This window comes from Tissierellales bacterium (genome assembly GCA_025210965.1).
In the GTDB taxonomy this organism is placed as follows: Bacteria; Bacillota; Clostridia; order Tissierellales; family JAOAQY01; genus JAOAQY01.
This window is the reverse complement of record JAOAQY010000038.1, coordinates 16,896-30,405: the sequence shown is the minus strand read 5'-3', so window position 1 is coordinate 30,405 and position 13,510 is coordinate 16,896. Positions and strand designations below refer to the sequence as shown.

At 32.3% G+C, this 13,510-nt stretch carries 10 protein-coding genes; 9 read left to right on the top strand and 1 reads right to left on the bottom strand.

The features are described 5' to 3' along the window. Positions 1-102: 102 nt before the first annotated feature. From N4A40_02810 to N4A40_02800, 3 genes are all read left to right on the top strand, one after another. Entirely contained in the window at positions 103-609 is a 507-nt protein-coding gene (locus tag N4A40_02810) for a ferritin (protein MCT4660764.1), read from the top strand. Between the two features lie 318 nt (positions 610-927). Beyond that, a complete protein-coding gene (locus N4A40_02805) occupies positions 928-1,509 on the top strand; it encodes an MEDS domain-containing protein (protein MCT4660763.1) in 582 nt (193 codons plus the stop codon). Between the two features lie 41 nt (positions 1,510-1,550). Next, a complete protein-coding gene (locus N4A40_02800; protein ID MCT4660762.1) occupies positions 1,551-2,777 on the top strand; it encodes a PAS domain-containing protein in 1,227 nt (408 codons plus the stop codon). 78 nt (positions 2,778-2,855) lie between these two features. Here the strand turns inward: N4A40_02800 and N4A40_02795 are convergent, their stop codons facing one another. Continuing rightward, positions 2,856-3,323, bottom strand: coding sequence for an NUDIX hydrolase (locus tag N4A40_02795; protein MCT4660761.1), 468 nt, complete (start codon positions 3,321-3,323; stop codon positions 2,856-2,858). 103 nt (positions 3,324-3,426) lie between these two features. Here N4A40_02795 and N4A40_02790 point away from each other — a divergent pair, with 103 nt between their 5' ends. The 6 genes from N4A40_02790 (at position 3,427) to N4A40_02765 (ending at position 13,454) form a co-directional block, all read left to right on the top strand. Beyond that, positions 3,427-4,749: an MATE family efflux transporter gene (locus N4A40_02790; GenBank protein MCT4660760.1), complete on the top strand. Its 1,323-nt coding sequence runs from the start codon at positions 3,427-3,429 to the stop codon at positions 4,747-4,749. 16 nt (positions 4,750-4,765) lie between these two features. Then, entirely contained in the window at positions 4,766-5,551 is a 786-nt protein-coding gene (locus tag N4A40_02785) for an AMIN domain-containing protein (protein MCT4660759.1), read from the top strand. A 271-nt stretch (positions 5,552-5,822) separates the two neighbouring features. Continuing rightward, a complete protein-coding gene (adhE, locus tag N4A40_02780; GenBank protein MCT4660758.1) occupies positions 5,823-8,438 on the top strand; it encodes a bifunctional acetaldehyde-CoA/alcohol dehydrogenase in 2,616 nt (871 codons plus the stop codon). Between the two features lie 226 nt (positions 8,439-8,664). Next, a complete protein-coding gene (locus tag N4A40_02775) occupies positions 8,665-9,837 on the top strand; it encodes a HAMP domain-containing histidine kinase (GenBank protein ID MCT4660757.1) in 1,173 nt (390 codons plus the stop codon). A gap of 67 nt (positions 9,838-9,904) precedes the next feature. Then, entirely contained in the window at positions 9,905-11,707 is a 1,803-nt protein-coding gene (locus tag N4A40_02770) for a HAMP domain-containing histidine kinase (protein MCT4660756.1), read from the top strand. A 358-nt stretch (positions 11,708-12,065) separates the two neighbouring features. Beyond that, complete coding sequence (locus N4A40_02765; protein MCT4660755.1) at positions 12,066-13,454, top strand: sodium-dependent transporter; 1,389 nt, start codon at positions 12,066-12,068, stop codon at positions 13,452-13,454. Positions 13,455-13,510: the final 56 nt, after the last annotated feature.

Below are 13,510 nucleotides of genomic sequence, written 5' to 3'. Positions count from 1 at the left end.
TTTTAATCAGTTAGCTTTAGTTGGTTTCTTGTTAGATAAAAGTATGATAGAATTAGAAGGTAAGTATTATAAATAGACAAAATGTATGAAGGGGGAACTAAGATGTTAAAAGCAAGTTTAGAAAAAGCAATAAATGAACAAATTACAGCAGAAATGTATTCAGCTTATTTGTACCTTTCTATGGCAGCATATTTTGAGGAGCAAAATCTTCCTGGTTTTGCAAATTGGATGAGAGTACAATTTGAAGAAGAGCAATTCCACGCTATGAAATTCTTTGATTACGTAAATGAGAGAGGTGGAAGAGTTCGTTTAGGAGCTATTGAGCAACCTCAAATCGAGTGGAATGGTCCGATAGACGTATTCGAGGAAACTTATAAACATGAACAGCATGTTACTAGTTTGATAAATAATTTAATGGATTTAGCTATTGAAGAAAGAGATCATGCAATGAAGAGTTTCTTGAACTGGTATATCGATGAACAAGTTGAAGAAGAGGCGAACGTGACATCTCTTTTAGATCAATTAAAATTGATAGATGGAAAAGGACATGGGATGCTTATGTTAGATAGAGAGTTATCTCAAAGATCATTTACTGCACCAACTGAGTAGTGTTTAGAAATTAAACCACCTTATTAATAGGGTGGTTTTTTTATTTTTCACGGGTATAAATGGAGTGCAGGAGAAAGCTTCTATCAAATTATTTCGAGAAAATTCCCTCCTCTATTTAGGAGAGAGATGAATCGAAATGGTTTTAGTCTTTAATAATCTTTTACTAAATATTCGCATGTACAGTTGTTAAAATATTAGCTGCAAATACCCGAAGCGCTTGGTAATTATAGCGACCATGAGGTTGCTACGTCCCAAGAAGCCCCCTCAAAACCTTTTTTATAGGTTTAGTGGAGGAGCATGTCACGAAGGAGGTATGTTATGAGTTTTAAAGTTAGTGATGGATCGCATATAGTAGCACTTTATACAGATGACGAGGCTCTTATAAAAGCTATAGTTGAGTTTTTTGCAGATGGGCTTAGAAAAAATGAAGTTTGTGTGTATGGGGCGTCTAAAGAAACAATAGAAAAAGTTAAATTTGCATTTCAAAGAGAGGGAATAGATGTAAATAAATATATAGAAAAAGAGCAATTATACTTGTTTGATGACAGAGAAGTTTTTTTGTTAAATGGTAAATTCGAACCGAATCATATGTTAAAGTGCCACAAGAATCTTATAAGTGGTTCTTTTAAGAAAGGATTTGAGCGTGCTCGTGTTACGCTTGAGATGACTTGGGTAATCGATGGTGTTCCTGGTGGAGAGGACATTTTAAAGTACGAAGCATTGTCAAATAGCTATTTTAACAATACAGACAGGATAAATGCTATATGTCAGTACAACAATGCAAAATTAAGTGGAAATCAAATTGTAGAATTGATGAAAATACATCCGTCTACTCTTTTAGACCAAGATGTATCAGCTAATCCTTATTTTACAGATCCGAAAGTAGAGGACTATGAATAGAAGGTTTGTAGTGAAATACTGAGAGGAATGATTACATGAATATGGAACTTAAGATAGAGCAATTGGAGAGGGAATTATTAGCTTATAAAAATATAGCAGATAGATTAGGAGATTATACACATCAAATTGCAAAATTGAATCATCGTATAAAAGAAATGTCTCAAAAGGAGAAAACAATTTATGATACTCTAGATGCGGCAGTTATTGTTGTGGATGAAAATGTAGAAGTTATATATAAAAATAATACAGCAGTGGAATTAGAATTAGAATTTAATAAAAGTGATAAGTACTTATTTGGCAGATTACTATATGATATATATTATAATACTTATATTAGGCAAGGGAATAAAGAATTTGAAATAGAAACCAAGGAGAAGACTAAAAAAGTTAGACACTGGCTTGTACAGATAAAGGAATTGTATGAGAATGAATCTAGTATTTATTATGGGCAGCAGGTAATAATATTGACAGAGATAACGAATTATAGAGTACTTATAGAGAGGCTAGCAAAAACTAATGATATGCTTAGTAGAGCTCAATCAAAGCTAGTGGAAAAAGAAAGACAAGAGGGAATAATATCTTTGGCAGCGCAATTAGCTCATGAGGTAAATACACCTCTAGGATATATAAACTCTAATATAGAGACGTTAAAGGAATATTCGGACGTAATGAAAAGTGGAATATATAGATTTGTAAATAGTGAACTGACAGAGGAGCAGATTAAAATAAAAAAATGGCTGGAGAGAGAATCATTTAAAGATATAGCGGAGGATTGTCCAGAGTTATTACAGGATACGTTAGATGGAATAGATCAAATAAGTAAAATTGTAAAAGCTCTTAAAAATTATTCATTTATTGACTTTAAGAAAGAAATTAGACCATATGACATAAATAAAGAAATTCAAAATATGATGAATTTATTTGAAACATCATTTTCACATAATGGAAATTTGACGTGGGATTTAGATGATAATATTAAGCGAAAAGAAGTGAGGAGCACTTATTGGAATCAATCGTTATTTGACAATATAAAGTATATGGCAATGATTTGCAGAGAAATACGTGAATATAATTTAAATATCAAGACTTATCAGAATGATTTAGGGCTCGGTTATGGTTTTATATTGAAACTAGAAAATTCATTTTGTCAATTTGAAGAGGAGGAATTAGAGAAAACTAAGATAATGATAGATGAAAAATTGCACGGAAAAATGGAGATTTATGTGAGAGAACACGAAATGAGAATAAATGTAAATGCTCCATATTAGATATATTGACTCAAGATGATGCCTTATTATAATTCTAATAAGCCCTTTCAAAATCTTTATTTTTGTAGTAGGAGCATGTCACAAGAGTCGGGTGTTTGTAATTCGCGCTACTAAATCCTTCAGAATTATTTTGTCTGGGGGATTTATTTTATTTGGAATATTATCTATTGGAAAAAATTTGAGTTCTAATGTTTCATTTTTGTCAGGGCGTAAATCACCAGAATAATGATAGGTAGTGTAAATAGTTGCAACATTGTAGACTTCGTCACCATTTGGATATTTGTAGTAACTATTTGGTCCGGAGTATACATTAAATAGCTTTAAATCAAATACTTCAATGCCAGCTTCTTCTAAAGCTTCTCTTTTGGCAGTTTCCTCAAGCGTTTCACCAAGTTCAATGCTACCACCTATTATGCCCCAGCAAAGATTGTCACTTCTTTTTTGCAATAATACTTCATTATTTTCACTTAAAACCAATACTCCCGCACCAGCCATGATTAATGGAGCATGTCCGACGTGTTTTCGTAAATCCATTATATAACCCATAAAATAACTCCTTGTTCTGTATTAAAATACTGTATCACAACTAAATTATATTATATAATGAGTAAAAGAAAAAAGGCAAGTATTTGAAAATCAGGAGGATTATATGACTAAAAATCTTTACAAATTAACTTGGCCAATATTTATAGAATTGTTGCTATTCATGTTATTAGGCTTTGTAGATACTTATATGTTAAGCCATTATTCAGATAGGGCTGCAGCGGGAGTTAGCACGTCAAATCAAATCATAATGATGGTTAATATAGTTTTTTCTATAACATCTGGAGGAACTGCAGTATTGACAGCACAATACTTGGGAGCAAAGAAGAGAAAAAAAGCTTCAGAAGTATTTGCCGTATCACTTATAGTAAATTCTATAGTTGGATTATTATTTAGTGTTGGCCTTTATATGGGAGCTGGGTATATAATCGGGAAACTAGGACTCGAAAGCAGTTTATTTTCCCATGCGAAGACTTATCTTATGATTGTTGGTAGTATGAGTTTTGCTCAAGCTATATTTGTAACTATAAGTGCAACAATAAGAAGCCATGGATATACAAAAATTTCTATGAGAACTACACTTGCAATGAATACTTTAAATGCTTTTTTGGATGCAGTATTTATATTTGGATGGTTCAATATGCCAGTGCTAGGAGTCAAAGGTGTTGCAATGGCTACTGCTATTAGTAGGGTTTTAGGAATGCTCATACTTTGGGGCGTGATATTTAGCAAGATAGAACATTTAAGTGTACTAAAAAAAGTAAAACCATTTCCTTGGGATACACTAAAAAATATTTATAAGATAGGTTTTCCGGCTGCGATGGAAGTAATGTCATATGATGTATCTCAGATGGTCATAATATATATTATAGTCAGTTATATGAGTGAGAGTGCTTTGATAGCAAAGACTTATGTGCAAAATATAGTTATGTTTACGTATTTATTTTCAGCAGCAATAGGGCAGGGTTCTGAGATTATTATTGGACACTGCGTTGGTGAGCGAAAATTTGAAGAGGCATATGACTTGGGTATAAAAAGTTTGATAAAGGCGCAAGGATTTACTGTAATTATTTGTTTTGTATTTTATTTAAATAGACATGGGTTGATGAACTTGTTTACAGATGATTTAAATATAATAAAGCTGGGTAGTCAAGTTATAGCTGTGGATTTTGTATTAGAATTGGGTCGAACATTTAATGTTGTCATAATAAATAGCTTAAGAGGTGCAGGTGATACATTATTTCCTGTTGTAATGGCTCTTATATCAATGTGGAGCATAGGCGTAGGGTTAGCCTATGTACTTGGAGTTATATTTAATCTAGGGCTTACAGGAGTTTGGATTGCTTTTGCATGTGATGAATGGTTTAGGGGTTTGAGCATGTATGGTAGATGGAAGAAAAAGAAGTGGATGGCAAAAAGTTTTGCGTGATAGGAGGGATTGTGTTATGAAGAAAATAGCTATAGGCATGATTTTTATAGCGTTATTTTTAACTGGATGTAGTAGTGAAGTGCCACCAGAAGTAAATAGTCAAGAAAGTAATCAAATTACGGAACAAAATACTGAAATTTCAACAGAGATAAGTAAAGATGTTGAAGAGCAAACAAAAAATGAAGTTGGTGAAATTACCAAGACAGATGATGAAAATGTCATTGAGGAAAAAGAAGAGAAAGCAGATTTAGAAGGTGAAAATTATACTGAGGCTATGGTTGGAATAGATTATGAAGATATCGATAGCGACAGTGAGAAACAGGCAGATGAAACTACAAGTAATGTGGATAAAGAAACTAGTGAAAGTGTAGATTATAGTAAACTGTCTCTTTATGAAATTAAGACAGGGATTCCACTTAGTAAAATTGAGTTTCAAAATGCGGGTAAGTTTGTAGGCGGAACGATAACAGATGGTCAAAAGCTCAAAAATATAAAGTGGGGTAATTGGAAAGATTTTGAAAGAATAGCATTTGAGATGAGTGGTGACTCAAAATCCATGCCTCACTATGAAGTGATTATGCCAGAAAATCATGGAGTGATCGTTATTTTGTGGAGTGGAGTGAGAGAAAACAATGCAAAAATTCCTAATTTGAAGTATTCAAAAATAGTAAAAAGTATGGATAAAATTTATCCAGAAGATGATAGCATGATTGGAGTAGGTATAAGTTTAAGTGAATCTAAGGAGATAAGAGTTTTTCAATTGAAGAATCCGAATAGACTTGTAATTGATATAAAGAAATAATATGACAATAAATTAACAAATGGTTGTTTAGAGTAATGGGCTTTTAATAAAGCCCATTTTTTAGCGCTTTTTACATGCTGTATTAGAATACATATATGTGAAATTAATAGAAAATGGGAGAAAAAAAGAGTATAGTGTATTGAAAACGCGTATTGTACAGATATTTGAATGAATTTGAATTTGAAATAGCTTTTTTGGAAGTTTCAAACTATACGCATATATGTTAAACTTCTATCAAAGATTGTTAATAAAATAACAAGGGGTGGTCACTGTGGGAACTGTAAAAAAAGTTATTGAAGGTCAAGAACAAAACGTAGAAATGATGATGAATGATTTAGTGGAAAAAGCAAATGTAGCCAAGAAGCAATTTATGGAATTAGATCAGAAGACAGTAGATGAAATTGTAAAACAAATGGCTTTAGCTGGAATAGATAAACATATGCCTCTTGCTAAATTGGCTGTAGAGGAAACAAAAAGAGGAGTTTATGAAGATAAAATTATAAAAAATATGTTTGCAACAGAGTATATCTACAATAGTATAAAAAATGATAAAACTGTGGGTGTTGTAGAGACAAATGATGAAGAAGCATATCAGGTAGTTGCTGAACCAATAGGCGTTATAGCAGGAGTAACACCTGTTACTAACCCAACATCAACTACTATGTTTAAGGCAATAATAGCTATGAAAACAAGAAATCCTATAATATTCAGTTTTCATCCATCTGCTCAAAAATCATCTTCAGAAGCGGCTAAAGTAGTTAGAGATGCAGCTATAAAAGCAGGAGCACCTAAAAACTGTATACAATGGATTGAGAAACCATCTATAGAAGCGTCAAATGCCCTTATGAAACACGATGGAATAGCATTAATATTGGCTACTGGAGGACCAGGAATGGTTAAAGCAGCTTATTCATCAGGTAAGCCGGCATTAGGCGTTGGTTCTGGTAATGTTCCATGCTATATTCATGAATCAGCAGATTTACATCAAGCTGTAACAGATTTGATTTTGTCTAAAACATTTGACAACGGAATGATTTGTGCTTCAGAGCAAGCTGTTATAATTGATCAGAGCATATATACTGAAGCAACTAAATTGATGAAATACCATAGCTGCTATTTCTTAAGTAAAGCAGAAATAAAAAAAGTTGAAGCTATAGCTATAGATCAAAAGCGTCAGAGTATGGCACCTCAAGTGGTGGGACAGAGTGCTCATGATATTGCAAAAATGGCAGGTGTTGATGTTCCAGAAGATACTAAGATATTGATAGCTGAATTGGATGGAGTTGGAAGTGAATATCCTCTTTCTAGAGAAAAATTAAGTCCAATACTAGCTTGTTATAAAGTGAAAAATAGCAAAGAAGGAATCAAAAGAGCTGTTGAAATGACAGAGTTTGGTGGTCTTGGACATTCAGCAGTAATACATGCTAATGACGATGAGGTTATAGAGAATTTTTCAATTAATTTAAGAACTGGAAGATTGCTTGTAAATGCACCATCTACTCATGGCGCTATTGGAGATTTGTACAATGCAAATATACCATCACTTACACTTGGATGTGGTTCAATGGGCAACAATTCAACTACTGACAATGTATCTGCTATAAATCTTATAAATTTCAAACGCGTAGCCAAAAGGAGAGTAAATATGCAATGGTTTAAGGTACCAGAGAAGATTTATCATGAATTTGGCTCAGTACAATATTTAGCTAAAATGCCAAATGTAGAAAGAGTAATTATAGTAACTGACAGAGTTATGCAAAATTTAGGATATGTAGATAAACTTATATATCATTTAAATAAAAGAATGAATCATGTTGCTATTGAGATATTTAGTGATGTAGAACCAGATCCATCTGTTGAAACTGTGCTAGATGGTGCAGAGATGATGAAGAGATTTAAACCAGATACTATAATTTCTTTAGGTGGTGGATCAGCAATGGATGCTGCTAAAGGAATGTGGTTATTCTACGAATATCCAGATGTTGATTTCAATAGTTTACGATTAAAATTCTTGGATATAAGAAAAAGAGCTTTTAAATTCCCTAAACTTGGACGAAAGGCAAAAATGGTAGCTATTCCAACTACATCAGGAACAGGATCAGAGGTTACAGCATTTACAGTTATAACAGACAAAAAAAATAATGTTAAATACCCATTAGCTGATTATGAATTGACTCCAGATGTTGCTATACTAGATCCAGATTTTGTAATGAGTGTTCCAAAATCAGTTACAGCAGATACCGGACTTGATGTACTTACACATGCTATAGAAGCTTATGTTTCAGTTATGGCAACAGATTTTACAGATGCATTAGCTATAAAGGCGGCTCAGTTGATATTTGATTATCTTCCACGAGCATACAAAAATGGAGATGATAGAGAAGCTAGAGAGAAAGTACACAATGCATCTTGTATGGCAGGTATGGCATTTACGAACGCATTCTTGGGAGTTAATCACTCTATGGCTCATAAATTAGGTGGAGAATTCCATATAGCACATGGTAGAGCAAATGCTATATTATTACCACATATAATTAGATATAATGCAAAAAAACCAACAAAATTTGCATCATTCCCTAAATACAAAGAATTTGTTGCAGATGAGAAATATGCTGAAATAGCAAAAGCATTAGGTCTCAAATTCAAGACTACAAGCGAAGGTGTAGAGGCGTTAGCTAGTGCTATAGAAAATATGATGAAAGAATTGAACGTTCCATTTTCACTCGAAGAAATGGGAGTTGATAAAAAAGAATATATGGAAAGAGTAGATTATCTAGCAGACAGAGCTTTTGAAGATCAATGTACACCAGCGAATCCAAAGTTACCATTGGTTTCAGAGCTAACAGATTTGTACAAGGCAGTATATCCTAAGAGATCCGTACAATAAGACAAATTATAATAAAAATTAAAAATTGTATTGGGTTTATAGAATTAAATACAAAATATGATAGTAAAAATTGCCAAATTTATTTTGGCAATTTTTTATTTTTTTGAAAATGATGTTGTGAATTAAAGTGAATAATTTTAGAGAATAGATATTTAAAATTTAGTAGAGAGTGATTTCGGGTATAAAGAAGAAAGAAGATAAAAGATTGAAAAGAGAGGTTGAGATCATGGGACAAAAGAACTATAAAGGGAAAGCGTTTAAAATAGCTTCTAAATATTTTGTATTTGGTTTTTTATGGATCCTTTTTTCTGATAGGCTTTTAAGCTATTTTGTTAGCGATGCAAGTGTATATCAGAGTGTACAATTATATAAAGGATGGTTCTATATATTAATAACCACTCTTTTATTGTATATTTTTGCAAAAAAAGAATTGAGAGAGGTGCAAAAATGGTTTATAGAGTCAAAGAAAAAAGCTGGAGAGTTAGAGGTATTTAATGAGCAACTTGAAACTAGAATAGAAGAGAGAACAAATGAGCTTAAGAGTATAAATGAAATACTTTTAAAAAATATAAGTGAAAAAGAAAACTTATATAAAGATTTGCAAATAGCACACAACAATTTAGAGAACTATATTAAAAGTTACGAAAAAATGCAGGAAGAGATTATCAAAACAGAACGAATGGCAGCATTAGGCGGAATGGTTGCAGGACTAGCCCATGAGCTTAGTACTCCTATTGGAATAGGAGTGACTGCTAGTAGCTACATGAAAGAGAGTATAAATGAGCTAAATGCAAAAAATGATATTACTGATAAAAATAAAATATCTGATTTAATCAAATCTATTAGCGATGCATATGAACTGCTTGATAGTAATTTAAATAAGTTGGTAGAGTTAGTCGAAAGTGTAAAACAGATATCAGTAGATGGAACTGTCTATGTGAAGCGTAACATAGATTTGAAAAATTACTTGAGGCAGATAATACAGACGCTTAGACCATTGTTTAAAGAAGGGGGGCATAATATAGAACTCGATATAAAATGCTGTGAATCTTGGGACACATATCCAGGAGCGCTAACTCAAATCATAACTAATTTGGTTAGCAATTCAATAATACATGGTTTCGAGAATAGAGACGGCGGAAATATATCACTAAGAGCTGAAGAGGGAGAGAATTTTATTGATATAGAATTTAAAGACGATGGAATTGGAATAGATAATGAAAATTTAAATTATATTTTTGAACCTTTTTATACAACAAAGCAAAACAGAGGTGGAACTGGTTTGGGGTTAAATATAGTTTATAATTTGGTGGTCCAAAAATTCAAAGGTAGTATCAAGTGTGTGAGTAAAATTGATGAAGGAACGACATTTTATATCAGATTGAAAAAAGAGATTTGATATGTAAAAATTGATTTTAAATGAAAATAAAAACTTTGGGTAGAAATAAGGCAGAGGGAGGGATCGGATGAAATCTTCTGCTTTGATAAAAAGATTGCAGTTTAGAATAATGATAGTTATATCTGCAATATTTATAATTATTTTGATATTTAGTGTAAGTATTTTGAAAAAAGAGTTTATGGAAATAATTGAAAATGAAATAGAGTATTATGACGATATAATTGAAATATCTATAGAAAGGGATCTTGCTGAACTTCATGGCATAGCTAGGCATATAGCAAATAGATCAAATGTACTTACTCAGATGGATGATTATCTCAATGAGCAAATAAGCCATTCAGAAGCAATGATAAAAATGGGTTCTGCACTCGACTATTCATTAGAAGTAGATCATAGAGTCAAAAGTATATATTGGTTTGATTGGAAGGGACAAGTGGTAACGAGTTCGGGTGAAAAGTTAAAACCTGATTTGAGAGATAAGCTATATGAAAAGGTAGAGTATAGCAAGATCAGAGGACCATATAAGTTTGACAATAGTGTGAATTTTATAATCTATGAGCCTCTTAAATATAAGGGAAAAGAACTTGGAACGGAGATGATAGTTTACTCTGCACAACCATTTTTGAATACATTAATGGAATTGTCAAATAGGATGAGTGGATGCGAGAAGATCATAATCTGTTCGGAAGAGTCATGTAGTTTAAGCGGCGATAGTATATTAGAAATTGAGCGATTTGGATTTAGAAATGATAACACTCTAATAGTGAGTGATGATGAATTTTTTAAGAGCGATGAATTTGAGATGCTAATTAAGCGAACCAAAGAGGAAATAATAACTGAAAATGGTGAACTCTGGTCATTCAATAAATTAGGTATGGAGTTGTTGGATCATAGATGGAATATTTGGACATCATTTAATAAAGAAAGGATATATGAAAGGGCAGTATATTATATAGGTAGGCTTTTGTTTGTAATTTTGATATTACTCATTTGTGTGGGATTAGGTATAAAGCTTATACTTAAACCTATAATGGGTAAAATTATAATGAATGAAAATGAGCTAGAGAGAACTATAAATGCGAACTTAGAGCAATTAAATGCATCTTGGGAAATTATTCACAAAAACAAAAGTCATATGATTGAAGCGAAAAAACAAAAATCGTTGACTAGATTAGTGCAGGGGCTAGCGCATAAAATTAATACACCAATGGGGATAATATTGACTTCAAATACATTTAACAATGATGGTATAAAATTTCTGAAGGGTAGACTTGATGAAAATAAATTAAAAAAGGAAGATTTAGAATTATATCTAGACGAGATTACAATGTCTATAAATCTAATAGATAGAAATGCAGATACAATAATTGACTTGATAACAAAATTAAAGTATTTATCAGAAGATAAAGCTACAAAAAAAGTTGATATACCACTTGTTGAGACTATAAAGATAATAGCAGAAGGATTGAGTAGAGAGTTAAAGGAAAATAATTTTGAAGTAAATATAGAGTCGGCGAGAGAAATATACTATTACGGCTATACTGAAGATATAGTTCAAGTGCTTACGAATCTAATAATAAACTCTATTCAGCATGGAAAGAATGAAGACAAAAAAAATATAATAAATATTACCATGTATGAAACTGGAGATGAAATAAGCATAAAATATAGAGACAATGGTCTTGGAATTGCTCCAGAAAATTTGGATAAAATATTTGACCCTTATTTTACTACAAACTTTGGAAAGGGAAACGGTGGATTAGGGCTTTATATAGTAGACAATATAGTTAGAAATAATTTTAAGGGCAATATTTCATGCAATAGTGTAGTGGGCGAAAAGACTATTTTTGTGATTTCTTTTATGAAGTGAGGAAAAAATCAGAATATACAGGATAATCAGAATTTAACCACGGATAAAAAACTAATCACACTGTCGAAATGATTGTTTTAGTGTTAACAATTCTTGAATATGTAAAAAAAATGTGATAAGATTAAGGAAATGTTACGGAAATGCAACAATTGATATTTCTGTAACAAAGTTAGTGGGAGCTATAAAAAGCTAGTGATTAAAACTAGTGACTAAAAACTAGCTTTTAAGAAATTATTTGTTAAAAACTCTTGAAAGTATAAGTAAAGAGATTTTATATGGTTTTAAGAATTTTGCGGCAAAAATTCTTAGAGCAGTCACTCGAGGGGGAATATATTAAAAGAAAAAGAGGAGGAATGTTATGGATAACAATTTAAAAAGGCAAGAATCTGTAGGAGGAGTAGCACAGAGAGATTCCTTTGGTAGTAAACTTGGAATCATCATGGCAGCGGCAGGTTCTGCAATCGGGCTTGGAAACATTTGGAAATTCCCGTATATTACAGGTATTTTTGGTGGAGGAGCATTTTTAGTAGTTTATTTAATTTTTATTGCACTTATAGGTGTTGGAGTTATGTTAGCTGAGTTCTTGATTGGTCGTATGGCACAGAAGAATGCAATTGGTTCTTTTAAGGAATTAAAGCCTAATACACCGTGGCAATTAGTTGGTTGGATGGGTGTAGCAGCAGCATTTTTGATTTTGTCTTATTATGGAGTTGTTGCAGGTTGGACACTTAGCTATATATTTAAAGCAGGTGCGAATGCATTCGCGGGATTAACACCTGATGGAATTGGACAATTATTTAATTCTAGTATTTCTCAGGCAGTACAGCCACTTATCTGGCAAGCTGTGTTTATGTTTATAGTAGGATTTGTAGTTATTTCAGGAGTTAAAGATGGAATTGAAAAGTATTCGAAAATATTAATGCCGCTATTATTAGTTATTATTGTTATATTAGATATCAGAGCCGTTACATTACCGGGAGCTATGGAAGGTATCGAATTCTTATTCAAGCCAGACTTTAGCAAGTTAAATGGAGAGGCAATACTGTCAGCACTTGGACATGCGTTCTTCTCACTTAGTTTAGGTATGGGTACTATGATGACTTATGGTTCTTACATTGGAAAGAAAGAAAATCTAGCGACTACAGCAGTACAAGTAAGTGTTATGGATACACTTATTGCGGTTATGGCTGGTGTGGCTATATTCCCAGCAGTATTTGCATTTGGTATTCCAACAAATGCAGGTCCAGGTCTTGTTTTTGTTACATTACCTAACGTATTCCAGCAAATGCCTGGTGGATATTTCTTTAGTATTCTATTCTTTGTACTACTTGCTGTAGCAGCGCTTACTTCGGCGATTTCTATCCTTGAAGTTGTTGTTGCATACTTTACAGAGGATCTTAATATTTCTAGAAAGAAAGCGACAATTATCGCAACTGTATCTATTACTTTGATTGGCACATTGACTTCATTGGCTCAGGGACCGTTTGCAGAAGTAAAGATATTTGGACTTAATTTCTTTGATTTATTTGACTGGATAACAGCGAATTTATTGTTACCACTTGGTGGATTATTTATTTCACTATTTGTAGGTTGGGTCTTATCACCTCAAAAGGTAAAAGACGAACTTTCAAGTGGAGGAAAGTACGAAATACCTTATTTTGGTTTCTTTATGATTGTTACAAAAATCATTGCACCAATTGGTATTGCTATAGTATTCTTAAATGGTATTGGTTTATTGAAAATTTAAGATTAGAAATAAAAAAAAGCTATCAGATTATATCTGATAGCTTTTTTATTTCTTTA

What these genes read in the sequence shown, in the direction of transcription:
- N4A40_02765 (MCT4660755.1), top strand. Translation starts at nt 12,066, where the DNA reads ATGGATAACAATTTAAAAAGGCAAGAATCTGTAGGAGGAGTAGCACAG.
- N4A40_02785 (MCT4660759.1), top strand. Translation starts at nt 4,766, where the DNA reads ATGAAGAAAATAGCTATAGGCATGATTTTTATAGCGTTATTTTTAACT.
- N4A40_02800 (MCT4660762.1), top strand. Translation starts at nt 1,551, where the DNA reads ATGGAACTTAAGATAGAGCAATTGGAGAGGGAATTATTAGCTTATAAA.
- N4A40_02770 (MCT4660756.1), top strand. Translation starts at nt 9,905, where the DNA reads ATGAAATCTTCTGCTTTGATAAAAAGATTGCAGTTTAGAATAATGATA.
- N4A40_02795 (MCT4660761.1), bottom strand. Translation starts at nt 3,323, where the DNA reads ATGGGTTATATAATGGATTTACGAAAACACGTCGGACATGCTCCATTA.
- N4A40_02790 (MCT4660760.1), top strand. Translation starts at nt 3,427, where the DNA reads ATGACTAAAAATCTTTACAAATTAACTTGGCCAATATTTATAGAATTG.
- N4A40_02810 (MCT4660764.1), top strand. Translation starts at nt 103, where the DNA reads ATGTTAAAAGCAAGTTTAGAAAAAGCAATAAATGAACAAATTACAGCA.
- N4A40_02805 (MCT4660763.1), top strand. Translation starts at nt 928, where the DNA reads ATGAGTTTTAAAGTTAGTGATGGATCGCATATAGTAGCACTTTATACA.
- N4A40_02775 (MCT4660757.1), top strand. Translation starts at nt 8,665, where the DNA reads ATGGGACAAAAGAACTATAAAGGGAAAGCGTTTAAAATAGCTTCTAAA.